Raw genomic sequence first — 26,225 nt, 5'->3', positions numbered from 1 at the left:
TCAGCGTCATTTCCAAAGCTGAGCGGCAAACACAATCAGAATGCCGATCGGCGCTACATAGCGCATCAAAAAGAACGTCAGAGCGAACAAGACCGGACTGCGCACGGACAATTCATCGCGCACGGCCTCACGGCCCATCACCCAACCTGCGAAGATCACAAAGCACAAACCACCCAGCGGCAGCATGATTCGCGACGTGAAGAAATCGATCACGCCGAAGAAGTCCAAGCCCGCCGTCGCGCCCCACTGGTAGAGATGAAACGCGCCGCCTTCGTTCACGAAAAATTTGGCCTGCTTCCAGATGTTGAACGAGAACACCGTGCCCAGTCCCACGAACCAGCAGATGAACGACAACCAGAACGTGACCCAGCCACGGCGCACTTTAGTGCGCTCCACGAGGTACGCGACCATCGGTTCCAGCAGCGAAATCGCCGAACTCCAGGCCGCCACCGCGACGAGGATAAAGAACACCACACCCATCACGGTGCCGAACGCTACGTTACCAAACGCGTAGGGCAAGGTGACGAACATCAAGCCTGGGCCCTCGCTCGGGTTCAGGCCCGCCGCGAAAACAATTGGAAACAAAGCAAGACCCGCCAGCAACGAGACGAAGGTGTCCAGAAGCGCCACGCCTACGACCGTCGCGCTGATCGAGGCTTCCTTGGTCATGTAGGCGCCGTAAATCATGATCGAACCGACGCCCACGCTCAGCGAGAAAAATGCGTGCCCCATCGCTGGCAGCAAGCCTTCCATGATCTGCTCGGGCTTGAAGTCGAACATGAAATGCACGCCTTCCATGAAATGCCCGGTGGTCAGGCTGTAGCCCAACAGGATCACCATCAGCACGAACAGCAGCGGCATGAGGATGCGCAGACTGCGCTCAAGCCCCGCATTCACGCCCTTCGCGATAGTGATCGCGGACAGGACCATGAACAGCGTGTGCCACGCCACCATGCGCCACGGATCGGCGATCAGCTCACCGAAAAACGCGCCAACGCCATCGGGCGTGACCGACTGAAAATCGCCCTTGCCCACATCGACGATGTACTCCAGCGACCAGCCGCCCACCACACTGTAAAAAGAAAGAATCAGAAGCGCGGTGATCATCCCGGCGAACGCGCCCCAAGACCATTTACCCGAGTGGCCCGACTCCCGCGCCAGCACCTTCAAGGCGTTGGCGGGGCTTTGGCGGGCGCGGCGACCGATCAGGGTCTCGGCCATCATCACCGGAATGCCGATCAGCGCGATGCACGCCAGGAACACCAGCACGAACGCACCGCCGCCGTAGACGCCGACCATGTAGGGGAATTTCCATATACTGCCCAAACCCACGGCAGAGCCGGTTGCAGCCAGGATAAAAACCCAGCGACTCGCCCAGCTACCATGGACTGAAACCTTGTCCGTCGACATCGTTGACACGTCCCGCACCCAAAAAAGATCGCGCATTGTCCGGGATTCACTCAACGCGCTCAAGCACGCAGCATCCCCATAGCCGAGAGCACCGTTGATCCCTATAATGCGTCGCCTATGGCCAAGCTCAAGAAACACCCCACAGGGACCATCGCGCAGAACAAGAAGGCGCGACACGATTACTTCATCGAACACAAGTTCGAGGCCGGTCTGGTCCTGGCCGGTTGGGAAGTAAAAAGCCTGCGTGCCACCAAGGTGCAGCTGGTAGACAGTTACGTGCTGCTCAAGGACGGTGAGGCATGGCTGATGGGCTGCCATATCACACCGCTGACGACTGCAAGCACCCACGTCATCGCTGACCCGACACGCACCCGTAAACTGCTGCTCAACAAGCGCGAGCTGGAACGGCTCAATGCCTCCGTCGCGCAAAAAGGCTACACCGCTGTCGCCCTCTCGATTTACTGGAAGGCGCACTTGATCAAGTGCGAAATCGCCTTGGGTAAAGGTAAGAAGGAATACGACAAGCGCGACACCGAGCGTGAACGCGACTCCAATCGCGAGCTGCAACGCGCGGTGCGGAACAAGGGCAAGGAAGAGTAATCCTTGCCGGGCTGCCAAGGCCCGACTGACGTACACGCACCACCTGTAGGAGCGAATTCATTCGCGATAGGGACGGTACATTCGATAGAGGTCTGTCGGATGTACACTCGCATCGCGAATGAATTCGCCCCCACAGTGTTATCTGGTCCAGCCGTGAAACCGAATCAAATCCCGTTCCGTCGCTCAGCCCGTGCCGTGCGCTGCACCTGCTGACGCACCTCTTCCAGCACCTCCTGCACGTACAGCAAATGACGGCTCGACACCTCGCGGGCATCGTCCGCTCGACCTTCGATGATCGCCAGGTACAACTCGCGGTGCTGGGTGATCAGCATGTCGCGGGTTTCGGTGCGTTGCTTGTACATCCCGCCGATGTTGGTCACGACGTTACGCTTGAGCAGGTCGAACAACCCGCGAATGGTGTGCAGCAGAACGGCGTTGTGGCTGGCCTCGGCGATAGCCAAATGAAAATTCGCATCCGCCGCGCCTTCTTCCGCACGGCTGACTTCATCGACCCGGCTGTAGCAATCCTGCAGCGCATCGAATGCCTCGCGCAGACGCGTGCGGTCAACATCCGTCGCCCGAACGGCCGCGTAATAGGCGCAAGACGCCTCCAGCGTGTGCCGAAACTCCAGCAAATCACGCTGCGCATCGGTGCTGCTTTCCAGCAGATGCAGGAGAGGGTCGCTGAACGTTGAACCCAGACTCTCGACGACGTAATTACCCCCACCCTGCCGGCTGACCAACAACCCTTTGGCGGTGAGCTTCTGAATGGCCTCGCGCAGCGACGGGCGAGACACGCCGAACTGCTCGGCCAACGCGCGTTCGGCAGGCAAACGCCCACCCGCCTTGAGCGTGCCTTCGAGAATCATTCGTTCGAGTTGCTCGACAATATCGTCAGACAATCGGCGCTGACGCACCTGATCAAAGCCCATACCGCTCACTCCACCTCTCCAGCTGCCCCCGTCCGACATGCCAGCGGGGGGGCACATTCTCGCCGATTGCAGTCAGACATTCACCCGGCAGATGTAGGAGAAATCACCGTTTCAGGAAAAAACCGGGATAGCTGCTACAAAAGTTCTACGGTCACAAATTGACACATCAATGCCAAGGCTTTTAACCTAGCGCCAAGACATTGTAAATTGGTATTACCAATTTACAATGCCGACGCGTCGGACTGACCTTCGATACGTCGCAAGCCGTTCTGGTGGAGAAGGGCTTGAGCTGGTGAGCTGTGCGATTCGTTCGTCAGCACCGGCAGGACGACAGTCGTCGCTTGCAGGAGCCGCGCACGTGAGACATGGACACCGGGCCTAATCAAAAAACAACTAGGGGCCTCACACATGCAAACCTGGCAACAGCTCTACACACCACTCGGCAGCCTGGGCTTGTCGGCGCTGGTTGCAGTCATTCCGATTGCATTCTTCTTTCTGGCACTGGCCGTCTTCCGGCTCAAAGGGCATATCGCGGGCACCATTACCCTGTTGCTGGCTGTGCTGATTGCGATTTTCGGCTTCCAGATGCCCGCAGACATGGCCATCGCTTCGGCGGTCTACGGCTTTCTGTACGGCCTGTGGCCCATCGCCTGGATTATCATCGCGGCGGTATTCCTCTACAAACTCACCGTTAAAAGCGGCCAATTCGAGATCATTCGCAGTTCGGTCATGTCGATCACCGACGACCAGCGCTTGCAGGTCTTGCTCATCGGTTTCTGCTTCGGCGCCTTCCTGGAAGGTGCCGCAGGTTTCGGTGCACCTGTAGCGATCACCGCTGCCTTGCTCGTCGGCCTTGGCCTGAACCCGCTGTATGCAGCGGGCCTTTGCCTGATCGCCAACACGGCGCCCGTGGCTTTTGGCGCGTTGGGGATTCCGATCATCGTGGCGGGCCAAGTCTCGGGCATTGACGCGTTCAAGATCGGCGCCATGGCAGGCCGTCAATTGCCGTTGCTGTCGGTGTTCGTACCGTTCTGGTTGATGTTCATGATGGACGGCGTCAAAGGCGTGAAGGAAACCTGGCCAGCAGCACTGGTGGCAGGCGGCAGCTTCGCGGTCACTCAGTACCTGACGTCCAACTTCATCGGCCCTGAACTGCCGGACATCACCTCAGCGCTGGTCAGCCTGGTCGCCCTGACGTTCTTCCTCAAAATCTGGCAACCGGCCCACGCCAGCGACGCGCAAGTTGCCAGCACAAGCGGCGGCGCAGCGGTGATGAGCGGTGGCCCCGGCGGTTTTGGTCAGCCACGTACGACCCGTAAATCCCCTTACTCCGCAGGCACGATCTTCAAGGCGTGGTCGCCGTTCCTGATCCTGACCGTGGTCGTGACGATCTGGACACTGAAACCCTTCAAGGCACTCTTCGCCGCGGGCGGCGCGCTGCAAGCGTTGACCATGAACTTCCCGGTGCCACACCTGGACCAACTGGTCATGAAGATGGCGCCCATCGTGGCCAACCCGACCGCCATGCCCGCTGTGTACAAGTTCGATTTGTTGGCGGCATCCGGCAGCGCGATTCTGATTTCTGCGATTCTGGCGATGATCGTCCTGCGCATCGGCGTCCAAACTGGTCTGACCACTTTTAAAGAAACGCTGATCGAACTGCGCTGGGCCATCGTCTCCATCGGCATGGTGCTGGCGTTCGCCTTCGTCATGAACTACTCCGGCATGTCGACGACCCTGGCGCTGGTGTTGGCCGCCACTGGCTCCGCGTTCCCGTTCTTCTCGCCGTTCCTCGGCTGGTTGGGTGTGTTCCTGACCGGCTCGGATACCTCGTCCAACGCGCTGTTCGGCTCGCTGCAAGCGACCACCGCGCACCAGGTGGGCGTAAGTGACGTGCTGATGGTGGCCGCGAACTCCAGCGGTGGCGTGACCGGGAAGATGATTTCTCCGCAATCCATCGCCGTGGCGTGTGCGGCAACCGGGCTAGTGGGCAAGGAATCGGATCTGTTCCGTTTCACCCTCAAGCACAGCCTGTTCTTCGCTGCCATCGTTGGCTGCATCACGTACGCTCAGGCTTACTGGTTCACAGGCATGCTCGTTCATTAACGAAGAAAGCGCCGGGCGTGGAGGCTCACGCCCGGTTGCAGTTCCGCTCACTCAACGTTGCGAGACACCATGATCATTTCTGCCGCTACTGATTATCGCGCCGCTGCCCAGCGCAAGCTGCCGCCCTTCCTGTTTCACTACGCCGACGGTGGGGCCTACGCCGAACACACCCTGCGGCACAACGTTTCGGACCTCGCGAGCATCGCACTGCGTCAGCGCGTGCTGAAAAACATGTCCGAACTGAGCCTGCAAACCACGCTGTTCAACGAAACCCTGAGCATGCCAGTGGTGCTGGCACCGATCGGTCTCTGTGGCATGTATGCCCGTCGCGGCGAGGTCCAGGCCGCACGTGCCGCTGCCGCCAAAGGCATCCCGTTTACGATGTCCACTGTGTCACTGTGCCCGATCGAAGAGGTCGCCCCGGCCATCGACCGCCCCATGTGGTTCCAGCTGTATGTGCTGAAAGACCGGGGCTTCATGCGCAATGCCCTAGAGCGCGCCAAGGCCGCCGGGGTCAAGACGCTGGTGTTCACAGTGGACATGCCCGTCCCCGGCGCCCGCTACCGCGACCTGCATTCCGGCATGAGCGGCAAGAGCGGCCCGATCCGCCGCGTGCTGCAAGCCATGACTCACCCGCAATGGGCGTGGGACGTTGGCGTCAACGGCCGCCCTCACGACTTGGGCAACGTTTCAGCCTATCGAGGCAACCCCACCGGCCTCACCGATTACATCGCCTGGCTCGGCAATAACTTCGACCCGTCCATTTCGTGGAAAGACCTGGAATGGATTCGCGAATTCTGGGACGGCCCGATGATCATCAAAGGCATTCTCGACCCCGAAGACGCACGCGACGCCGTGAAATTCGGCGCGGACGGGATTGTCGTCTCGAACCACGGCGGCCGCCAGCTCGACGGCGTGCTCTCCAGCGCCCGTGCCTTGCCTGCCATTGCCGACGCGGTGAAAGGCGAGATCAAGATCCTCGCCGACTCTGGCATCCGCAGCGGTCTCGACGTGGTGCGCATGATCGCCCTTGGCGCCGACACTGTGCTGATCGGTCGCGCCTTCCTCTATGCCCTCGCCACTCACGGTGAAGCGGGCGTGAAGCACCTGCTCGACCTGTTCGAAAAAGAGATGCGTGTCGCGATGGTGCTGACCGGCGCCAAGTCCATCAGTGAAATCACCCGCGATTCCCTCGTGCGTGAATCGCTGATTTCGTAAGTTTCGACCCATACAGCCCACGCACGCGGCGCGTCAGACGTCGCGGCAGATGAGGAAGACCGCATGAGCCTCCCCGCCTCCTTCCTGGCCGATGTGAAGCGCCTGATCCCTGCCGGACGCCGGTTCGACGACCCGCTGTCGACGCTGGCCTTCGGCACCGACGCCAGCTTTTATCGGCTGATTCCCAAGCTGGTCATCCGCGTTGAGTCCGAAGACGAAGTCGTGACACTGCTCAAGCTCGCGCAGGTTGACCGAGTTCCTGTCACCTTTCGCGCAGCTGGCACGAGCCTGTCGGGTCAGGCCATCAGCGACTCCGTCTTACTGGTGCTCGGCGATAACTGGAACGGCCGGGAAATCCGCGGTCGCGGGGAGCAGATTCGCCTGCAACCGGGCGTAATCGGTGCTCAGGCCAACGCCTGGCTCACGCCGTTCGGGCGCAAGATCGGTCCGGACCCGGCCTCGATCAACGCCGCCAAAATCGGCGGCATCGTCGCGAACAATTCCAGTGGCATGTGCTGCGGCACCGCGCAAAACACCTATCACACGCTGGCGGGGATTCGTCTGGTGCTGGCGGATGGTACGCGCCTCGACACCGAAAATCCGCAGAGCGTTGCGGCCTTTCGCGCCAGTCACGCTGACCTCTTGGAACGTCTCGCTCAACTAGGCCGGGAGACCCGCGCCAACACCGAACTCGCCGCCAGGATCCGCCACAAATACCGCCTGAAAAACACCACCGGCTTATCGCTTAACGCTCTGGTCGATTTCGAGAAGCCGCTGGACATCCTGAGCCACCTGCTCGTCGGTTCCGAAGGCACGCTGGGGTTCATCAGCGCGGTCACCTACGACACCGTGCCCGATCACCCGAACAAAGCCTCGGCGCTGATTGTGTTTCCGGATGTGGAAACCTGCTGCAACGCCGTGACGGTCCTGAAAACCCAGCCAGTGTCCGCCGTCGAACTGCTCGACCGACGCAGCATGCGCTCAGTGCAAAACAAACCGGGGATGCCGCCGTTCGTGCGCGAGCTGTCGGAAAACGCCTGCGCCTTGCTCATCGAAGCCCGGGCCGCGACACAGCCTCTGCTGCACGAACAACTGGCGCAGATCATGGCGGCCATCGCTCATTTTCCGGTCGAGAAGCAGGTCGATTTCACCGAAGACCCTGTCGAAAACGCCCGACTGTGGGCGATCCGCAAAGACACGTTTCCTGCCGTCGGCGCCGTGCGTGAAACCGGCACCACCGTGATCATCGAGGACGTGACCTTCCCCGTCGAGCAACTGGCCATTGGCGTGCGGCGGCTGATCGAGTTGTTCGACAAACACCATTACGACGAGGCGATCCTCTTCGGCCATGCGCTGGAGGGCAACCTGCATTTTGTCTTCACCCAAGGTTTCAACGACCCTCAGGAAGTCGCCCGTTATTCGGCGTTCATGGACGACGTCACGCAACTCGTCGCGGTCGAATTCAACGGCTCGCTCAAGGCCGAACACGGCACTGGGCGCAACATGGCGCCCTTCGTCGAGCTGGAGTGGGGCAGCGACGCCTACCAATTGATGTGGCAGCTCAAACGGCTGCTCGACCCCAACGGCATTCTCAACCCGGACGTCGTGCTCAGTGAAGACCCGCAGATTCACCTCAAGCACCTCAAGCCCATGCCCGCTGCCGATGAAATCGTCGACAAATGCATCGAGTGCGGCTTCTGCGAACCGGTGTGCCCGTCCAAAGGACTGACCCTCAGCCCGCGCCAGCGCATCGTCATGTGGCGCGACATTCAGGCAAAAAAACGCGCCGGCACCGACACCACCGAACTGGAGCGCGATTATCACTACCAAGGCATCGACACCTGCGCCGCGACCGGCTTGTGCGCGCAGCGTTGCCCGGTGGGCATCAACACTGGCGAGCTGGTGAAAAAGTTGCGAGCCCAAGAAGCGACTCACGGCAAAACCGCTGGCTGGCTGGCCGAGCACTTCACCACCGCACTGAAGGGCGCACGCTTCACGTTGCATGCCGCCAATGGCGCTCGCATGCTGCTGGGGGCGCCACGGCTGGCGAAGGTTTCTGCCGCGCTGACCAAGGCGTCGTCGGGTCGCGTCCCGCAATGGACCCCCGCCATGCCGCAGCCGGAAAACGCCATTCGCTTCACCCCGCCCGTGGAAGATCAGCGCCCTCGCGTGGTGTACCTCGCCGCGTGCGTCTCACGCGTCATGGGCCCTGCCGCAAGCGACCACGAACAAATGTCGTTGATGGACAAAACACGCGGTCTGCTGGAGAAAGCGGGCTACCAAGTGATCTTCCCGGACGATCAGGACAGCCTCTGCTGCGGGCAGCCGTTCGCGTCGAAAGGCTATCCCGACCAGGCCGAAGAGAAGCGCCAACAACTGCTCGCCGCGCTGACCAACGCCAGCCGTGGCGGCCTCGACCCCATCTATTGCGACACCAGCCCATGCACACTGCGACTGGTCCAAGACCTCAAAGACAGCCGGCTCGACCTCTACGACCCCGTGCGCTTCATCCGCACGCACCTGCTCGACAAACTGGAGTTCACGCCGCAACAGGAAGCCATCGCCGTCCACGTCACCTGCAGCACTCAACACCTGGGAGAGAGCCAGGCACTGATCGAACTTGCCCGCATGTGCAGCGTCAAGGTGGTCATCCCTGAAGGCATCCACTGCTGCGGGTTCGCGGGTGACAAAGGCTTCACCACACCTGAGCTCAACGCCCACTCGCTGCGCACCCTGAAAGACGCCGTCCAGTACTGCACCGAAGGCATCTCAACCAGCCGCACCTGCGAAATCGGCCTCTCGCAACATGGAGAAATCGACTACCACGGTCTGGTCTACCTCGTGGATCGCGTCACCCGGCCAAGAAGCGCTTGATGCACACAAATGGGGCGACGTTCGCCCCATTTCGCTGAAACATGTCGCAACATGGCTTTTTCCCAGCATTCGTAAAATAAATAGAACCCCTGCGTTGACCGACAGTCCATCTCTTTAAGCGCCACACACGACAGGCGCTTATTCCTCCATCTCGGAGAACGGCCCCGATTGAGCGGCCACACCGAGTCAACAGGCTCAAGGAGATACACATGAAGCGCACAGCACTGACTGGTCTGTTTCTTACCGCTGCACTGTTGGGTTCCCCGGTATTCGCTGCCGACGACCTGTGTGGCGCTAACCTGCAAACGCTCAAGGATGCTCATACATCCACGAGCACCAACATGAGCGCAGACACCAAAGACGAGCTGGAAAAAACCCTGACCGCTGCCACCGCTGCGCAAAAAGCCGGTGATGACAAGAAGTGCATCGAGCTCACCACCAAAGAAATCACCACCCTCAAAACCGGCGGCGACGGCTCCGACGGCGGCAACGCCAAGTAAGACGCTACGAGCACTGCAGCCAGCCTTTGGGCTGGCGTGGTGACGCGGCTTGAGGCCCGGAGTCGACGTATCCCATTGATTCGGGTACACTCCGCGGCCTGACTGCTAGAGCAGCAGAATTGGGGCCGATTAGGATTCGACGCCGGTGATGAAACTCTAGGGGCATGCCGACTTGGTAACAGAAGTCGTAAATCCACTGTTGCAACTTTCTATAGTTGCCAATGACGAAACCTACGGGGAACAAGCTCTCGCTGCGTAAGCGGCGCTAGCCTTCCTTCTGGTAGCTTCGGCTCCAGCAATCATCAGGGGATGCCTGTAAACCCAAAATGATTGTCATACAGAACAGGATCGCCGTGCAGTACGCTGTGGACGAATCGGCTAAAACTTACACAGCTCGCCCAAAGCACCCTGCCCGTCGGGTCGCTGAGGGTTAACTTAATAGACACGGCTAAGCATGTAGGCCCGAAAGCGGAGTACTGGCGGACGGGGGTTCAAATCCCCCCGGCTCCACCAAATCTGACAGAGAAGACGTCTTAGGACGTCTTTTTTTGTGCCTGGAATTCAGTATCAAAGAGCCCTGAGCGCTTCAAAAATCATCTGGAAATCCATCGCGGATCACGCCTAGCCAAACGCAACCCCTCTATTTCGATCAATCGCGGGCAACGTTGGTACGACGACACGGCCATACACGTGCCACGTTTCGTCTGGCATTATGCCCCTACAGCTCCGCCACTCTCCAGATGGCTGATCACGAATTCAAGGGAAGGAACATGCCAGAGAGCAGCAACTTCGCTTTTTTTAAAGAGCACGATCCAGTCTTCTTCCAGCTTGCCAACGCGGCAGAGCGCGTATTTTCCAGCGACCCCAACACAACGCTCATCAAACTACGACAGTTGGGCGAGGCGCTTGCCCAAGATCTGGCAGTGAGGGCGGGTATCGAGTTCGACGCCACCACATCTCAAGCTGATCTGCTGTTTCGCCTGAGCCGTGAAATCCAGCTCGACGGCAATATCCGCAACCTGTTCCATACGTTGCGCATTGAAGGCAACAAGGCGACCCACGAATTCCGCACACAGCATCGCGAAGCACTGGACGGGCTGAAGGTCGCTCGCGCTTTGGCGATTTGGTACCACCAATCATTCGGCAAGGGCGGCAGCACGCTCAAGTTAGGGTCTTTCTTGGTTCCGACTGATCCGAGTGAGCCTCTGCGAGAGCTACAGGGTCAGATTGAGAAACTTCGCGCAGAGTTGGGTGACAGTCATCAGCAACTGGAGAGCAACCTGCAATTAGCCAAGCTACTCGCGCAAGAGAAGCAAGAACAAGCCAGTCTTGTCGGGCAGATGAAGGAAGAGGCAGGCGTCTACGAACAGATCGCTCTCGAGCGTGAGGCAGAGCTGTCCAAAGCCCGAGCAGATTTCGAGGCACGACTGAAAGTACTGCAGCAACAGCTTGCAGATCAGCCTCAAGCCGCGCAGCAGGTCACGCGTAAAACCCAGCAGGCCAGCAGCCAGTTTGACCTCAACGAAGACCTGACCCGTATTCTCATTGATCAACAGCTGAAAGACGCTGGCTGGGAGGCTAACTCGCTCGAGCTTACCTACAAAAAGGGTGCTCGACCCGAGAAAGGAAAAAACAAAGCCATCGCTGAATGGCCAACCAGCAAGACCAATGAAGACGCTGATTACGTACTGTTCGCTGGCCTTACACCCGTTGCCATCGTTGAAGCCAAACGAAAGCGCATCAACATTGCGGACCGCATCCCCCAAGCAGAGCGCTATTCACGGCAGTTGATCATGACCACTGATCTACAACCCGCAGGGCAGGAAACTGGCTGGATGGATGGACAAGGCGGCCACTTCAAAGTCCCGTTTGCCTTTGCCTGCAATGGTCGCCCGTTCATCAAGCAGCTCGCCGAACTGTCCGGCATTTGGTTTCGCGACTTGCGTAGCCCAGCGAACCTGCGGCGACCGCTACAGGACTTCCACACGCCAAACGGCCTACTCGACCTGCTCACGCGCAGCCAGCAAGCATCAGAGGCGAAGCTGGAGCAAGAAAGCTTTGCCTATCTCAAGTTGCGTGACTACCAAGAAAACGCTATCCGGGCCGTCGAACAAGCACTGGTTGCCAATCGCCGCAACTGTCTACTGGCCATGGCGACCGGCACCGGAAAAACGCGCACGATCATTGGCCTGATGTACCGCCTGCTGAAGGCTGAGCGCTTTCACCGCATTCTATTCCTGGTGGATCGCAGCGCGTTGGGAGAGCAAGCCATCGAAGCCTTTAACGAGGCAACGCTGGAACAGAACCAGACCCTGGCCCAGATCTACGATGTGAAAGAGCTCGGTGACATGGCTGCAGAAGCGGCAACGCGAGTTCAGGTCGCTACCGTTCAGGCCATGGTTAAACGCATCTTCCAGTCGGACACTCCGCCGCCCATTGATGCCTTTGACTGCATCATCGTTGACGAAGCCCACCGCGGTTATACCCTCGATCAGGAAATGACCGAAGGCGAGCTGGCCATACGCGACTTCAACCAATACCTGTCGCAGTATCGTCGCGTGCTCGACTATTTCGATGCCTGCCGCATCGGACTGACTGCCACGCCCGCCAAGCACACCAGCGAAGTTTTCGGTGCTCCGATATTTACCTATAGCTACCGAGAGGCCGTGGCTGACGACTGGCTGATCGATCACGAACCGCCGATCCGCTACCAGACACTACTTAACAAAAATGGCATCCACTTTGCCAAGGGCGAGAGTGTCAACGTCATCGATACGAGCACTGGTGAAGTAGATGTTGCCGAGCTTGAGGATGAGCTCGACTTCGAAATCGAGTCCTTCAATCGGCGCGTGATTACGCCCGGTTTCGACAAGGTGATCTGCGAACAGCTAGCCCAAGAGCTTGACCCTTCGGGCGACGAAAAAACGATGATTTTCTGTGTGAATCAGGCCCATGCCGAGCGGGTCAAAAACCTCCTCGACGAAGCCTTCAAGGACGTTCACGGCGAGGATTACAACCAGGCAGCAGTGCAGATCATCACCGGGCAAAGTGACAAGGTCAAACAGCTGATCCGCCAGTACAAGAACGAGCGCTACCCGAGCATTGCGATCACGGTTGACCTATTAACCACCGGTATCGACGTGCCGCGCATTTGTCACCTCGTGTTCATGCGCCGGGTGCGTTCGCGCATCCTTTACGAGCAGATGAAAGGCCGCGCAACCCGCCGCTGCGATGACATCGGCAAGACGGTATTCAAGATCTACGATCCGGTTGATCTGTACGCTGCCCTCGAACCAGTCGATACGATGAAGCCGCTAGTAAAAGACCCAAGCGTTAGTCTCGAACAACTGGTCAGCGAACTGACCAACCCTGCCAGCCTCGATGCTCCAGGCAATCAGCCAGAGACCAGCCATGCCCACGACGTGCTAGACCAGCTCAGTCAACGGATTATGCGTATTCTGCGCAAGGCCAACCATGAAGCCGAACGCAAGTCAGTGCTAAAAGATAAGCTCGCAGAACTGGAAGATACCTGGGGCGTACCGCCTGACACACTGCACCAGCATCTGCGCCAGATGGGTCCGCAGCAGGCTGCGCAGTTCATCCGGCAACATTCCCAATTGCTTCGCCAGCTCGATACGGTGAACACCCTGATGGGTTCGCTGAACTACCCAGTGATCTCCGCTCACACAGACCAACTCGTGACCCGTGAGCAGAATTACGGCGCCTACGAGAAGCCTGCCGACTATCTGGAAAGTTTCAACGACTTCATCAAAAATCAGTTGAACCAGTCGGTGGCCCTCGGCGTAGTGGTCAACCGCCCGCGGGACCTGACCCGTGAGCAACTGCGCCAGGTGCGGCTGCTGCTCGACGAGCACGGCTACAGCGAAGTAAACCTGCAGAGCGCATGGCGCAACCAGACTAACCAGGAAGTCGCCGCCAGTATCGTAGGGTTCATCCGTCGCGCGGCCCTTGGAGAGGCTCTGCTGCCATTTAGGCAGCGCGTAGCCAAGGCAATGGAGACGATTTACGCCCTGCAGCCTTGGACTCAAGTACAGCGTAGATGGCTAGACCATCTCGCCAACCAACTGGTGCACGAGGTTGTTATTGACGAAAAGCAGATTGGCGAAGCCTTCAGGAACGATGGTGGCAGCACGCGGCTGAATAAACTGCTGGGCGGCAATCTGGGGGCGGTGCTGGATGCCCTGAACGACAATCTGTGGTCACAAACGGGATGAGGCCAATCCAGCGAGCTGGATTGGCCTCAGTACTCGTTCATGAGGGATAATGCCACCCGCTACTCGACTCATCGCCCGCAACATCCAGAGACGCTTAATGACCCTTGCCGAGCTTCACCAAATCCTTGCCTGTGGTGAGGACAGCCGCCATCAGTTCAAGCGCGACTTCAACAATATCGATGCCTTGGCAGCCGAATTGGTGGCGTTTGCTAATACGTCCGGTGGCTATCTGCTGATTGGCGTGGAGGATTCCGGCGAGGTGAGCGGGCTGGACAGTGCCGATGTTGCGCGCCTCAACCAACTGCTCTCCAATGCGGCATCGCAGAATATCCGCCCCGCCATCAATCCCCTGTCCAGTAACATTCAGACCGAACAAGGGTTGGTCATTGTGGTAACTGTCGAACCAGGGCTGAACAAACCCTATGTGGACAACCAAGGTCGCATCTGGGTGAAGAACGGCGCAGACAAACGCAGAGTCACGGCTCGTGAAGAGCTGCAGCGCCTGTTCCAGCAGGCCGGATTAGTGTGCGCCGACGCGGTTCCGGTGATAGGCAGTAGCGTGGCAGATATCGACGCCAAAGCGCTTGCCGACTACTTCGAACGACGCTTCCGGCAAAGTCTAGAGCAGACAGGTTTCGACACCATCCGCATCCTGGAAAACCTCGGCCTCGCCAGCGGCGGCATACCCAATCTGGCTGGAATGCTACTGTTCGGCAAGGCTCCGCAACGTCTCTGCCCCGCGTTCGATATCAAAGCCGTCGCGTTTCCGGGCACTGAGCTGCATGACCGCCACTACCTCGACAGCGAGGATATCGACGGCAATCTTCAAGAGCAGTACCGACGCAGCCTGGCCTTTATCAAACGCAACCTGCGCCATGTGCAGCACCAGCAGGGCTTCAATAGCCTCGGTCAACTGGAAGTACCGGAGGAAGTGTTCGAAGAATTGCTGGTCAATGCCCTGATCCACCGCGACTACTTTGTCAGCGCCTCTATACGGGTCATGATTTTCGCCGACCGCATCGAACTGATCAGCCCTGGACACCTGCCCGACGTACTCGATACCGAGAAGATCCGATTCGGCCTGTCAAACCGTCGTAACCCGACGTTGACCTCCCATGCTGTACACATCCTGCCCTATCGCGGCCTGGGTACTGGCATCCCGCGCGCAATCGATGCGTGGCCCATGATCACCTTGGATGATGATCGGCAAGGCAACCAGTTCAAGGTGGTCATTCAGCGGGTCGTTGAAAGCGGGCCTCTTTCGGGACCAAGTAGGGACCAAGTAGGGACTAAGTCGGGACCAAGTAGGGACCAAGTAGGGGCTGAGCTGGCGTTAGAAGGTAAATCCTTGCAGCAAGAGCAGCTAACGCTGCTCTACAGCATGACAGGCGCCCACACCGTGCCAGAGCTGATGACCTTCGTCGGGCGCAACAACCGCACCAAGTTCCGTGAGTTGGTTTTGTCCCCGCTGCTGGCACTGGGCATGGTCGAGATGACCATTCCAGACAAACCCAACAGCAGCAAGCAACGCTACCGCCTGACCTCAATCGGCCAAACGCTAAAGGCTGAACAACACGCTCCGCACGACTGACCCCGGACAACCCTATTTTTGCGCCAGCGCAATCTGGCGCTTTACACACATCACCACAGGTACCCCATGACCAACTCCGACATCGTCCAGAAACTCTGGAACCTCTGCGACGTCCTGCGCGACGACGGCATCAACTACAGCGACTACGTCACAGAGCTCGTGCTGCTGCTGTTCATCAAGATGGAATACGAGCAGGTGCAAAACAACGAGAACTTCGGCCACAAGCTACCCGAAGGCGCGCGCTGGCCAGACCTGGCTGGCAAGTCCGGCGTTACCCTGCTCGATCACTACCGGCAGATGCTGCTGGACCTTGGCAAAAACCCGGACCCGTTGATCGCCGCCATCTATGCCGACGCACAGACTCGTCTGCAGCAACCACGCCACCTCGAGCAATTGGTCAAGAGCCTCGACGGTATCGACTGGTTTAGCGCTCGCGAGGACGGCCTCGGTGACCTGTATGAAGGCTTGCTGGAAAAGAACGCCAGCGAGACCAAGTCCGGTGCGGGCCAGTACTTCACGCCGCGCCCACTGATCGATAGCATCATCCGCTGCATCAAGCCGCAGCCGGGCGAGACCATCCAAGACCCGGCCGCGGGTACTGCGGGCTTTTTGATTGCTGCGGATGCGTACATCAAATCCCAAACGAGCGACCTGTACGCTTTGCCAGCCAAAGCGATCGAGTTCCAACGCACTCAGGCCTATGTCGGCGTGGAGTTGGTGCCTGGCACCCGTCGTCTTGCGTTGATGAACACCTTGCTGCACGGGATGGTGGGGGATGAGGAAGGCGTCGTGCACCTAGGCAACGCACTAGGTCAGACCGGAGCTAACCTGCCCAAAGTCGATGTCATTCTTTCTAACCCACCATTTGGCACTGCCAAGGGCGGCGGCGGCCCGACTCGTGATGATCTGACGTACAAGACCAGCAACAAGCAGTTGGCCTTCCTTCAGCACATTTATCGAGGTCTCAAGCCCGGTGGCCGTGCCGCCGTCGTGTTGCCGGACAACGTGCTATTTGAGGCGGGTGTTGGCACTGAGGTGCGTCGCGACCTGATGGACAAGTGCAATCTGCACACCATCCTGCGTTTGCCTACGGGCATCTTTTACGCACAAGGCGTGAAGACCAACGTGCTGTTTTTCCAGAAAGGCACTGCGGAAAACCCTCGTCAGGAAGAAGGCTGCACCAAGCGGGTGTGGATTTATGACCTGCGCAGCAATATGCCCAGTTTTGGCAAGCGCACGCCCTTTGGTCCTGCACACCTCAAGCCGTTCGAAGATGCCTTTGGTGACGATACCAACGGCGCAAGCCCGCGTGCGGAAAACGTCGAAGGTATTGGTGAGGCAAGCCGCTTCCGTTGCTTTACTCGCGATTACATTCGCAATGACCGTGGTGACTCGCTGGATATCAGTTGGCTCAAGGACGACAGCAGCCTGGATGCCGCCGACCTCCCTGCTCCGGAAGTGCTGGCGGGCGAGGCCATGGCTGAGCTGACTGAGGCACTGCATGAGTTGGAAGAACTGATGAAGGCGCTGGGTGCTGGGGATGAGGTTGTGGCGCAGAAGCAGTTGATGGCTGAGGTGATGGGGCTGGAAGTGAGGATCGGAGAATGAGTGAATCTCCCGCTAGCTGGAGCCTAGTAAAGCTTGGTGATATTTCTGAGTTTAAATACGGAAAAGCATTACCCGCGACTGTACGAGATGGTGGAGAGTTTCCGGTCTACGGGTCGAATGGAATTGTCGGCCAGCACTCGACATGGCTGTCCGCTGCCCCCACAATCATCATTGGAAGAAAGGGCAGCGTCGGAGAGATTTGCTTTTCGGATAAAAATTGCTCGCCTATTGATACAACCTACTATGTCGATTCATTCAAATCCCTCGATCCCAAATTTTGCTTTTATCTTTTGAAGACTCTTAGGCTTGGTGACCTTAATAAATCGACCGCCATCCCCGGCCTTAATAGACAGGATGCATATGATTTAGAGATAGGGCTACCTCCACTTGCTGAGCAAACCCGCATAGCCACCAAGCTCGACGAACTGCTGGCCCAAGTCGACACCCTGAAAGCCCGTATCGACGGCATACCTGCACTACTCAAACGCTTCCGCCAGTCCGTCCTGGCCGCTGCTGTTTCCGGGCGGCTTACGAGAGAGAGCTATGATTCATTAAGCGGCACTTATGCACTAGAGCCATTGGGCAAGCTGGTTGCGGAGCCACTTCGCAACGGAAAATCTGTCAAAGATGGTATAGGTCAGCGAGTTCTACGACTATCCGCGGTCAAAAAAAACAGCATTGATTTTTTTGAGTCCAAAGCAGGAAATTGGACTGGAATAAATTTTGAGCAATACATCGTCAAAAATGACGACTTCCTCATTTCTCGTGGTAATGGCTCGAAAGCGCTAGTAGGGCGCGGTGGCTTAGCCCGCCATGTAACCGATAACGTTGCCTATCCAGATACTATGATCCGAGTACGACCTGACACACAAAAACTGCTTCCAAAATTCTTAGCCACTGTTTGGAATAGCCAGTTAGTTCGAGGGCAAATTGAATCCACCGCACGGACAACCGCTGGTATTTGGAAAATTTCTCAAGGAGATTTGGAAGTATTAAAAATACCGCTTCCTTCTCTTGTTGAGCAGAGCGAAATCGTCTGCAGCGTCGAACAACTCTTCGCCTATGCTGACCAACTGGAAACCAAAATTGCCTCGGCAAAAAGCCGTATCGACCAACTCACACAGAGCATCCTTATCAAGGCCTTCCGTGGCGAGTTGGTCCCGCAGGATACGAATGACGAAACAGCCGGCACGCTGCTGGATCGCATCAAGGCTCAACGCGCCACCGCGCCCAAGGCAAAGCGCGGTCGCCAAGCCGCTAAGTTGGGCTAAGCCTTTATCTGGAATATGACGAACCATGCCAGTCCCGACCTACGACCAGTTCATCGAGCCCATCCTGCGCTTCCTCGCCGCCCACCCGGCCGGTTCCACTGCGAGCGAGGCCCATGAAGCAGCTGCCTTGACACTTGGCCTGAGCGATTCGCAACGATACGAGACCATCGCCAGCGGCCAGGCTACTTACAAGAACCGCTCCGGCTGGGCACATGATCGGCTCAAGCGCGCTGGCTATTCGAGCAGCGCAAAGCGTGGCTACTGGCAGCTGACCGACACTGGCCGCGCATTCGCTCAGTCCAACCCCGCCCCATTGAGCGCAGAACAGGTCGAGCATCTGGCCGTGAACTTCATGAGCGTCAAGCTGAAGACAGCGCCGGATGCCGCTTCGCTGGATGAAAACAACGACACGCCAGTGCCAATTGCCAACGCCGATCTCGCAACCAGCAGCCCGCAGGAGCGCTTGAACCAAGCCATCCTCGAGCTGCGTACCAGCGTCGCGGGCGACCTGCTGGACAGCCTGCTGCAAGCGAGCCCGACGCGCTTCGAGCACATCGTACTCGATGTGCTGCACAGCTTGGGCTACGGCGCGAATCGTCAGGCGCTGCAGCAAGTCGGCGGTAGTGGCGACGGCGGCATTGACGGCGTAATCTCGCTAGACGCACTGGGGCTGGAAAAAGTCTACGTACAGGCCAAACGGTGGCAGAGCACCGTCGGCCGCCCCGACCTTCAAGCGTTCTATGGCGCCCTCGCTGGACAGAAAGCCAAACGCGGGGTGTTCATCACCACCTCCGGCTTCACTGCCCAAGCAGTTGAGTTCGCGCTATCGGTCGAAGGGCTTGTGCTGGTCGACGGTAAGCGCCTGGTCAACTTGATGTTGGATCACGAGGTCGGTGTCAGCTCGCAGCTTTTCAAGGTGCCTAGGCTCGACAGCGATTACTTTGACGAGTCGCTCGGCTGAGTTTGAAAAGCACCATGACGTTGGCCAATACGGTCCTCAAATACCCTCCGACGCTACTGACGTTCGGAGGCCGGATAGAGATCATTCACCAACCGGCTGTTCACACTACCCCGCAAAATTCGCCTTCATCGCCTCCAGACCGCTGGTGAAAATCCCATCAAACAACTCCACAGCCTCTTCTTCAGAAACCCCATTCGGCGTGAAGTCAGCCGACCAGGTCACCCGAGCCGTACTCGCATCAGACCCATTCTCAACCCGCAGAGTCGCCCGATACCCCGTCACAGGAAACGGAGCCTGGGTAATCGAATAGCTGTACCACCGCCCATCATTATCAAACCCTTCAAGCCGTTCAATGATCGTGTCGCCGTCCGGGGTTTGCAGGGTGCGGACGCGGCCGCCTTCGCTGAGTTCGCTTTTGGGGATGAAGGGCAGCCAGTCGGGCAGCGAGTCGAAGCCGCCGACGAGTTGCCAGACGGTATTGGCCGAAGCCGGGATGTCGAGGGTTGCAGATGCGTGTGCCATGGTGTTTCTCCAGAATTTGGGGTTTGACCGGCGACGGCGTTGTGTGGAGCCGTCGCGGGTTTTCGTTCAAGAGCGTGTGGGTCGTTATGCCGGAACAGGGGCGTCGACTGCGATCAGCCGGGCGTCGCGCAGGTCTTTCCAGAAGGCTGCGGGGATGACGGCGTTGAGCGCGGCGATGTCTTCTGCGATCCGCTCAGGGCGGCTGGCTCCAGGTATTACCGCTGCGACGGCCGGGTTGGCAAGCGAGAATTGCAGCGCGGCGGCTTTGATGTCGACGTTGTGGGCCTGGGCGATGCGTTTGATGTACTCGACCTTGGCGATGATTTGCGGGCTGGCCTTCTGGTATTCGAAGTGGGTGCCGCCCGCGAGGATGCCTGAGCTGTAGGGGCCGCCGACGACGATGTCGGTGTTTTGCGCGCGCGCCTCGCCCATCAGGCGTTGTAGGGCACGTTCGTGATCCAGCAGCGTGTAGCGTCCGGCGAGCAGGAAGCCGTCGGGTTTGGCTTCGTCGAGGCCGAGAGTCAGTTCGATGGGTTCGACACGATTCACGCCCAGGCCCCAGGCCTTGATCACGCCTTCTTCGCGCAGGCGGGTCAGCACTTTGAAAGCGCCGGTGCGGGCCTGTTCGAAGTAGCGCAGCCACTCGTCGCCGTAGAAATCCTGGGCGATGTCGTGAATCCAGACGATGTCGAGGCGGTCGGTTTTCAGGCGTTTGAGGCTGTCTTCAATGGAGCGCAGCGTGGCGTCGGCGCTGTAGTCGTTGACGATCTTGTTGCGCAGGCCGTGTTCGAACACGCCGCTTTTTTCGCCGAGGTCGCGGGCGCTGTTGTCGAGTTCGTCGAGGATGACGCGGCCGACTTTGGTGCTGAGCACGTATTCGTCTCGGTTGTATTTTTTCAGCGCATCGCCGAGGCGAATTTCCGACAGGCCCGCGCCGTAGAACGGGGCGGTGTCGAAGTAGCGGACGCCAGCAGCCCAAGCGGCATCGACGGTCGCCGCCGCTTCTGCTTCAGGGATGTTGCGGAACATGTTGCCCAGTGGAGCGGTGCCAAAACCGATGACGCCAGGGAGTTTGTCTTTCAAGCTCATGGTGGTTCTCCGGATCAATTGTGGGCCGCTGTTGCGACCGTTGAGCAGATCCTAGATTGCCAAGACGAGACCGTCCAAGACACAATAAGCAACACTTGAGACCTGTAGAGCATCGCCATGTTGGATTTGCGCCAGCTTCGTTATTTCGTCGTCGTTGCCGAAGAGGAGCATGTCGGTCGCGCCGCTGAGCGTTTGCACATCTCGCAATCGCCCCTAAGCCGTCAGATCGCGCAACTGGAAGAGCGCTTGGGTCTCATCCTCTTCGAGCGCACTCAGCAGCGGATTCGTCTGACAGTGGATGGACGTACTTTCCTCACCGAAGCTCGGGCATTGATGACACACGCCGATCGGCTGGAGTCGCTGGGCAAGCGCCTGGGACGCGGTGAAGAAGGCGGTCTGTGCATCGGCTACATCGAGAACGCCATGCACGCCAACGTGCTGCCAAAGGCACTGAGTGAAGTGCGCGCCATTCGGCCGGGGGTTCACGTCGCGCTGTACAACCTCAGTTCGGCGGATCAACTGGAAGGCCTGCGCCAGCGCAGCCTGGACGTGGCGCTGGTCAGCGAGCCTCCTGTCGATGACGACCCGGACCTGACGTGCCGCCAATTGCTGGAAGACCCGATGCTGCTCGCACTGCCCGCCGATCATCCGCTGGCGAGCATCGAGCGGCTGACCCCGGCCAATCTGGAAAACCTCGACTGGATCGGCGTGAAGTCGAGCCAGAGCCAGAATCCTCATGATGACTTTGTCGCCGCGTGCATCCGCGCCGGTTTCACGCCGGAGATTCGTCTGGAGGCCGCCGAGCCTTATACGGCGTTAGGTTTGGTGGCGGCAGGATTGGGCATTGCGATGACTCAAAAAAGCCTCAACCAGTCGGCGCATCCGGGGGTCGTGTTCCGGGAACTGCCATGGCTGACCTTCACCATGCCACTGTGGGCGGCGTGGCATCGGGTGACGCTGAGGCCTCTGGTGGGCACTTTTCGAATGATCCTTACCGGGACGGACGCTGATGCCACGCTTGCTGCCGCGCCTGAACGGCAGACACGCGAAACGGTTACCAACTGACCCTAACCCCCACCTCTCCACTGCTGCCCTCCAACACCTCGCTGTCCAGGTTTGCGCTGTAATCCACGGCCAGATACAGGCTGACGCTGGTCGACAGCTTCGCCACAACGCCCGCGCCGATGTCGGCCGAGGATGCGCGATGCTCGCTCTTGATACGGTCCACGCCGTTGTAGGTGACGGTGTCCCGGCCGTTGAAGGTGTGCCAGGCGTTAGCACGCAGGTACGGCTCAACGGGAGTTCCGCTGACGACGTAACGTCCTTTGAGGCGCGCGCCGAGTCGGCCGGTCCAGTAGGTTTGGGCGTCGAAGGCGACGTCGGAGATGCCGTCGTTCTGTTTATCCAGGTCGATGCGTTGGCGGATAATTTGCACTTGGGGTTCGAGTATCCAGTGTTCCGAGATCGGCAGCGGGTAGCCGCTTTCCAGTGACAGGGTGACGGCGTGGCCATCGGTGTCGAGTTTGACGCCGCGGTCGGAGCGGTTGGTGCCGTTCAGGCGGGTGCCCATGGCGACGGCATCCAGGTACCAGCCGCTCGGATCGACCAATGTCCAGTACGCACCGACGTGGTCGCCTTCGAGTTTAAGATGGCCGGCCTTGCGGTGCTGGAAGCCTTCGGCGAAGCCTTGGACGTCGCCGCGCAAACGGCTTTGGCCCACGAAGAAACCGAGGCGTTGCGTCTGACCGGCGTCGAGGGCGGAGGCAAAGAGGTCGTGGCCGATCTGGTAGCCCTGCGTCGAGCCATCGAAACGGGGAGACGCAGTGCCTGACCAGCTTTTCTTGAGGTCATCACCATAGAGGCGCCCCCACCCGGCGGGCACCATGCCGGTTTCAGCCAGCAGGCTTTGATCGCCTTGCCGCTCGTGAAAGGTCCCCAGGGCAGACAGTGTCATCATCTGCGCAGCGGGCACGATGACCGAATAGACAGGCACTTCGAGCCGATACAACGCAATGGGCGCTTCACCCGGGACGGCCTGCGGAACCGGCGGTGTAGTGGCGGCGGGTTCGGGTGAGGTCGCGGCCTGCGCGGTTGAAGACGTAGCCGGCGGATCAGGCGGCGCCACAGGGGCAGCGGTCGGTGCTTCAACGGGCGGTTCGTCGGCGCTCACGGTGGGCGGCGCTGCGGCGACGGGGGTGGTCACAGGCGGCACGACTGCCACGGGCGCCGAAGGCGGGACGGAAAACAGCCCCACGGCCGCCACCGAGGAGCGCAGATACCAATTGTTTTCAGTCCCCGCCGTCACGCCGCCCTTGAACAGGTAGTACTGATAAGCGCCTGCGGACAGCGAGCCTTTCAGGGCAAAGGCGTCGGTTGTGCTGGTGGCCCCGTTGAGCGCCTGAACGACTTCGATACCGTTGGACTGGGTCAGCCCGCCGAGGCCACCGAGATTGGTGACACTCAGTTGCGTATGGCCGCTGATCGAGCCTTGGGAGACGACCAGTTTGTCGCTGGCCGACTGGTCATCGCCGAGTACCGTCTTCACCCACAACTGACCGCCCGCACCGACGTAGTTGCCGTACACGCTGAAGGTGTCACCGGCGACCGAGCTGCCTCGGGTCAGGTCGATGACCCCGGCATTGTTCAGGGTGGCCAGTTGATCCGCTTGATAGGGACGAACCGCGCCTTGTATCGAGGTCAGTATGCTGCTGCCATCAATGTTGAAGGTACCAGTGGCGCTGGCACTGTCGCCGAGGAATAAGCTGCCGTTGCCAAGGTCCAGGCGCGACCCGTCGTTGAGGTTGACGGTTTCCCAACCCACGTAACGGGCGGGGTTGCCTGAGGGGGTGTTGCTGAAGGTCAGGGTATCGGCGCCAAGACCACCATCGAGTGACGGCGTGGCCGCAAGCTGGCTTTCAGTGAGGTTCGCCACCCGCGCGGTATCGTCGCCATCGCCCATCAGCACGGCGGAGTTGATCTGCCCGCCGCCGTTCCAGACAAACACATCATTGCCAAGGCTGGTGCGTATCTCACCTGAAATGACGCCGCCGGTGACCGTGACGTTGTCGTTGCCGCCACTTACGCTGACGTTGCCGCCGATACTGCCTCCCGACACGATGATGATGTCCCGGCCCAAGCCCGTCACCAGATTGCCGATGATTCGCCCGTTCGACATGTCGAAGATGTTGTTATCGAGCTTCATGTCGACGCGGCCAATCGTACCGCCGGTCATGGTCGCCACATCGCCATCTTCGAACGCGCCGACGATGGTGCCGCCGCTCATGAAAAAGGTGTCGCGGGTGTCGCCTTGGGAAAGCGAGAGGATCGAGCCGCCGGTCATCTGGAAGATATCCGGCCCCGCCCCTTGCTGGACGGCGCCGGTGACGGTGCCTGCGCCGATACGCAGCACGTTGGCGCCATCCCCCATGTCGAGGCGGCCCTGGATCGTGCCGGAATCCATCAGCACTTGATCTGCTGCCGGCCCCAACTGCACATCGCCGTTAATGGTGCCGGTGCCCCCAGCGGGGAAGTTCAGGGTGTTGCTGCCCTGTAAGTCGGTCACTCCCGCACTTGTACCGCTGTCGCAGACATAGCTGTCATTGCCTGCACTCGGGGTGAGCGAACAGGCGGCATTAATCTCCGTGGCTGGCAATAACAACATAGATACGCAAGACAAATAGAGAATATTGCTGACACTAGCCCCAATGGGCCGTTTCATCAGAAATACTCCTGCGGGATATACCCGAGATATTTACATCCATTTAGATACCGATGCGAACAGCTGCATCGAGTCGTGACTCCCTATAGTTATCCAGATAAGTTCAGCATCGAGGGCGCGTCAAGTGAGCGGCAAGATGCAATGAAGGGCGAATGATTGATTAGCGAACCTGCGAGTGGGCCATTTTGACGCAGGGGTCACCCCGTTGTGACAACGTTAACAACCACGTACACTGCGCCTCATCTGGTCGTACCCCCCATACCCATAATAGTTTGCTGACTGCCTACACCGCCTCGGTTTACCACCCTGCGCGGCGTTTCTGCTTGTCGGCGTTTTGCGTGTGAGGCTGGCGGCTTTGTTGTCGGATTTTTTCCTTGAGGCTGATGCGTCCTTTCATGAACACGACCGATGCTCAAACGGGTAGCTGGCTCAGCGTCATCGCGCTGGCCCTCGCGGCCTTCATTTTCAACACCACGGAATTCGTGCCGGTCGGGTTGTTGAGCGCCATCGGCCACAGTTTCGACATGACCACCGCTCAGGTGGGTCTGATGCTGACGGTGTACGCGTGGATCGTGTCGTTGACGTCGCTGCCGATGATGCTGATGACGCGCAACATCGAGCGGCGCAAGTTGCTGATGTTCGTGTTCATCCTGTTCATCGCCAGCCATGTGATGTCGAGTGTGGCGTCGAACTTCGGGATGTTGTTGGTCAGTCGCGTGGGGATTGCGTTGGCCCATGCGGTGTTCTGGTCGATCACGGCGTCGCTTGCCGTGCGCGTGGCGCCTGCGGGCAAACAGGTGCAGGCGTTGGGCTTGCTTGCGACCGGCACATCACTGGCGATGGTATTGGGCATTCCGCTGGGACGGGTGCTGGGCGAAACGCTGGGCTGGCGGACAACATTCCTGGCCATTGGCGGTGCGGCGACCCTGACCGTACTGGTGTTGATGAAATCGCTACCGTTGTTGCCGAGCCAGAACTCGGGCTCGCTGCGCAGCCTGCCAATCCTCTTCAAACGCCCGGCGCTGGTGTCGCTGTACGTGCTGACGGCGCTGGTGATCACCGCGCAGTTCACGGCCTACAGCTACATCGAACCTTTCGCACAGATCGTCGGGAAGATGAGCGGTGACATGATCACCATCGTCCTCTTGCTGTTCGGCGGTGCAGGCGTTTTGGGCTCGATCGTGTTCAGTCGCTACAACAACCGCTATCCACGCGGATTGCTGATTGCGGCCATCGGCGCGCTGGCGCTGTGTCTGATTTTGCTGTTGCCGATGTCAGGCAAGGCCTCGTGGGTTGCGGCGCTGAGCGTGGTCTGGGGCATGGCGATCATGTGTTTCGGCCTGGTCATGCAGGCCAAGGTGCTGGCCATGGCGCCGGACGCCACAGACGTCGCGATGTCGCTGCACTCGGGCATCTACAACATCGGCATCGGTGGCGGCGCGTTGCTGGGCAGCATGGTGATCAGCCAGTTGGGCGTCGCCAATATCGGCCTGGTCGGTGGGCTGGTCGCGCTCAGCGGCCTGGCACTGGCTTGCGTGGCGACCTATCGCTATAGCGAGACGATCCGAGCCTGATTGCCCATCAAGCGCC

General features: G+C 59.2%; 17 protein-coding genes and 1 other RNA gene. 13 read left to right on the top strand and 5 right to left on the bottom strand.

Features of this window, described 5'->3' with window-relative positions; genetic code table 11:
* Window positions 1–6: 6 nt before the first annotated feature.
* On the bottom strand, window positions 7–1,410 hold the full coding sequence (locus ACWKWE_RS20840; protein ID WP_341959982.1) for a sodium-dependent transporter: 1,404 nt from the start codon (window positions 1,408–1,410) through the stop codon (window positions 7–9).
* A gap of 117 nt (window positions 1,411–1,527) precedes the next feature.
* Between ACWKWE_RS20840 and smpB the strand changes: the two genes are divergently transcribed.
* Window positions 1,528–2,010: an SsrA-binding protein SmpB gene (gene smpB, locus ACWKWE_RS20835; RefSeq protein ID WP_166597076.1), complete on the top strand. Its 483-nt coding sequence runs from the start codon at window positions 1,528–1,530 to the stop codon at window positions 2,008–2,010.
* Window positions 2,011–2,174: 164 nt separating this feature from the next.
* Here the strand turns inward: smpB and ACWKWE_RS20830 are convergent, their stop codons facing one another.
* Complete coding sequence (locus tag ACWKWE_RS20830; protein ID WP_166597077.1) at window positions 2,175–2,942, bottom strand: GntR family transcriptional regulator; 768 nt, start codon at window positions 2,940–2,942, stop codon at window positions 2,175–2,177.
* A 408-nt stretch (window positions 2,943–3,350) separates the two neighbouring features.
* Between ACWKWE_RS20830 and ACWKWE_RS20825 the strand changes: the two genes are divergently transcribed.
* From ACWKWE_RS20825 to ACWKWE_RS20780, 10 genes are all read left to right on the top strand, one after another.
* Window positions 3,351–5,048, top strand: a complete 1,698-nt coding sequence (locus tag ACWKWE_RS20825; protein ID WP_166597078.1) for a lactate permease LctP family transporter — start codon at window positions 3,351–3,353, stop codon at window positions 5,046–5,048.
* A 69-nt stretch (window positions 5,049–5,117) separates the two neighbouring features.
* Window positions 5,118–6,266: an FMN-dependent L-lactate dehydrogenase LldD gene (gene lldD, locus ACWKWE_RS20820; protein WP_401149687.1), complete on the top strand. Its 1,149-nt coding sequence runs from the start codon at window positions 5,118–5,120 to the stop codon at window positions 6,264–6,266.
* A 63-nt stretch (window positions 6,267–6,329) separates the two neighbouring features.
* Window positions 6,330–9,140 carry an FAD-binding and (Fe-S)-binding domain-containing protein gene (locus ACWKWE_RS20815; protein ID WP_483851569.1) on the top strand — a complete coding sequence of 937 codons (2,811 nt, stop codon included), beginning with the start codon at window positions 6,330–6,332 and terminating at the stop codon, window positions 9,138–9,140.
* Between the two features lie 209 nt (window positions 9,141–9,349).
* The gene (locus ACWKWE_RS20810) at window positions 9,350–9,640 is read left to right on the top strand and encodes a hypothetical protein (RefSeq protein ID WP_166597081.1); all 291 of its coding nucleotides are present in this window, start codon (window positions 9,350–9,352) and stop codon (window positions 9,638–9,640) included.
* Between the two features lie 121 nt (window positions 9,641–9,761).
* Window positions 9,762–10,153, top strand: a transfer-messenger RNA (tmRNA) gene (ssrA, locus tag ACWKWE_RS20805).
* 257 nt (window positions 10,154–10,410) lie between these two features.
* On the top strand, window positions 10,411–13,875 hold the full coding sequence (hsdR, locus tag ACWKWE_RS20800) for a type I restriction-modification system endonuclease (RefSeq protein WP_483851568.1): 3,465 nt from the start codon (window positions 10,411–10,413) through the stop codon (window positions 13,873–13,875).
* Between the two features lie 97 nt (window positions 13,876–13,972).
* Complete coding sequence (locus ACWKWE_RS20795; RefSeq protein ID WP_483851567.1) at window positions 13,973–15,466, top strand: RNA-binding domain-containing protein; 1,494 nt, start codon at window positions 13,973–13,975, stop codon at window positions 15,464–15,466.
* 66 nt (window positions 15,467–15,532) lie between these two features.
* Window positions 15,533–17,074, top strand: a complete 1,542-nt coding sequence (locus ACWKWE_RS20790) for a class I SAM-dependent DNA methyltransferase (RefSeq protein ID WP_483851566.1) — start codon at window positions 15,533–15,535, stop codon at window positions 17,072–17,074.
* Window positions 17,071–18,345, top strand: a complete 1,275-nt coding sequence (locus tag ACWKWE_RS20785) for a restriction endonuclease subunit S (RefSeq protein ID WP_483851565.1) — start codon at window positions 17,071–17,073, stop codon at window positions 18,343–18,345. Before ACWKWE_RS20790 ends, ACWKWE_RS20785 begins: the two co-directional genes overlap by 4 nt.
* Before the next feature lie 25 nt (window positions 18,346–18,370).
* The gene (locus tag ACWKWE_RS20780) at window positions 18,371–19,306 is read left to right on the top strand and encodes a restriction endonuclease (protein ID WP_483851564.1); all 936 of its coding nucleotides are present in this window, start codon (window positions 18,371–18,373) and stop codon (window positions 19,304–19,306) included.
* 105 nt (window positions 19,307–19,411) lie between these two features.
* Here the strand turns inward: ACWKWE_RS20780 and ACWKWE_RS20775 are convergent, their stop codons facing one another.
* Window positions 19,412–19,828: an SRPBCC family protein gene (locus ACWKWE_RS20775; RefSeq protein WP_483851563.1), complete on the bottom strand. Its 417-nt coding sequence runs from the start codon at window positions 19,826–19,828 to the stop codon at window positions 19,412–19,414.
* Window positions 19,829–19,912: 84 nt separating this feature from the next.
* The gene (locus ACWKWE_RS20770; RefSeq protein WP_483851562.1) at window positions 19,913–20,917 is read right to left on the bottom strand and encodes an aldo/keto reductase; all 1,005 of its coding nucleotides are present in this window, start codon (window positions 20,915–20,917) and stop codon (window positions 19,913–19,915) included.
* A gap of 117 nt (window positions 20,918–21,034) precedes the next feature.
* Here ACWKWE_RS20770 and ACWKWE_RS20765 point away from each other — a divergent pair, with 117 nt between their 5' ends.
* Complete coding sequence (locus ACWKWE_RS20765; protein ID WP_483851561.1) at window positions 21,035–21,982, top strand: LysR substrate-binding domain-containing protein; 948 nt, start codon at window positions 21,035–21,037, stop codon at window positions 21,980–21,982.
* Here the strand turns inward: ACWKWE_RS20765 and ACWKWE_RS20760 are convergent.
* The gene (locus tag ACWKWE_RS20760; RefSeq protein ID WP_483851560.1) at window positions 21,972–24,635 is read right to left on the bottom strand and encodes an autotransporter family protein; all 2,664 of its coding nucleotides are present in this window, start codon (window positions 24,633–24,635) and stop codon (window positions 21,972–21,974) included. The genes ACWKWE_RS20765 and ACWKWE_RS20760 overlap by 11 nt on opposite strands.
* A gap of 395 nt (window positions 24,636–25,030) precedes the next feature.
* Between ACWKWE_RS20760 and ACWKWE_RS20755 the strand changes: the two genes are divergently transcribed.
* A complete protein-coding gene (locus ACWKWE_RS20755; protein ID WP_483851559.1) occupies window positions 25,031–26,209 on the top strand; it encodes a sugar transporter in 1,179 nt (392 codons plus the stop codon).
* Window positions 26,210–26,225: the final 16 nt, after the last annotated feature.

The sequence above is a fragment of the Pseudomonas salicis genome, from assembly GCF_057128705.1.
Note: the sequence above shows the minus strand (reverse complement) of the source record. Positions and strands in the feature narration are given on the sequence as shown.

Bases quoted from the DNA above. Each gene is read 5' to 3' on its own strand.
- ACWKWE_RS20840 (WP_341959982.1), bottom strand. From the start codon at position 1,410: ATGTCGACGGACAAGGTTTCAGTCCATGGTAGCTGGGCGAGTCGCTGG.
- ACWKWE_RS20780 (WP_483851564.1), top strand. From the start codon at position 18,371: ATGCCAGTCCCGACCTACGACCAGTTCATCGAGCCCATCCTGCGCTTC.
- ACWKWE_RS20785 (WP_483851565.1), top strand. From the start codon at position 17,071: ATGAGTGAATCTCCCGCTAGCTGGAGCCTAGTAAAGCTTGGTGATATT.
- ACWKWE_RS20815 (WP_483851569.1), top strand. From the start codon at position 6,330: ATGAGCCTCCCCGCCTCCTTCCTGGCCGATGTGAAGCGCCTGATCCCT.
- ACWKWE_RS20775 (WP_483851563.1), bottom strand. From the start codon at position 19,828: ATGGCACACGCATCTGCAACCCTCGACATCCCGGCTTCGGCCAATACC.
- ACWKWE_RS20790 (WP_483851566.1), top strand. From the start codon at position 15,533: ATGACCAACTCCGACATCGTCCAGAAACTCTGGAACCTCTGCGACGTC.
- hsdR (WP_483851568.1), top strand. From the start codon at position 10,411: ATGCCAGAGAGCAGCAACTTCGCTTTTTTTAAAGAGCACGATCCAGTC.
- ACWKWE_RS20755 (WP_483851559.1), top strand. From the start codon at position 25,031: ATGAACACGACCGATGCTCAAACGGGTAGCTGGCTCAGCGTCATCGCG.
- ACWKWE_RS20810 (WP_166597081.1), top strand. From the start codon at position 9,350: ATGAAGCGCACAGCACTGACTGGTCTGTTTCTTACCGCTGCACTGTTG.
- ACWKWE_RS20770 (WP_483851562.1), bottom strand. From the start codon at position 20,917: ATGAGCTTGAAAGACAAACTCCCTGGCGTCATCGGTTTTGGCACCGCT.
- ACWKWE_RS20765 (WP_483851561.1), top strand. From the start codon at position 21,035: ATGTTGGATTTGCGCCAGCTTCGTTATTTCGTCGTCGTTGCCGAAGAG.
- ACWKWE_RS20760 (WP_483851560.1), bottom strand. From the start codon at position 24,635: ATGAAACGGCCCATTGGGGCTAGTGTCAGCAATATTCTCTATTTGTCT.
- ACWKWE_RS20795 (WP_483851567.1), top strand. From the start codon at position 13,973: ATGACCCTTGCCGAGCTTCACCAAATCCTTGCCTGTGGTGAGGACAGC.
- ACWKWE_RS20825 (WP_166597078.1), top strand. From the start codon at position 3,351: ATGCAAACCTGGCAACAGCTCTACACACCACTCGGCAGCCTGGGCTTG.
- lldD (WP_401149687.1), top strand. From the start codon at position 5,118: ATGATCATTTCTGCCGCTACTGATTATCGCGCCGCTGCCCAGCGCAAG.
- smpB (WP_166597076.1), top strand. From the start codon at position 1,528: ATGGCCAAGCTCAAGAAACACCCCACAGGGACCATCGCGCAGAACAAG.
- ACWKWE_RS20830 (WP_166597077.1), bottom strand. From the start codon at position 2,942: ATGGGCTTTGATCAGGTGCGTCAGCGCCGATTGTCTGACGATATTGTC.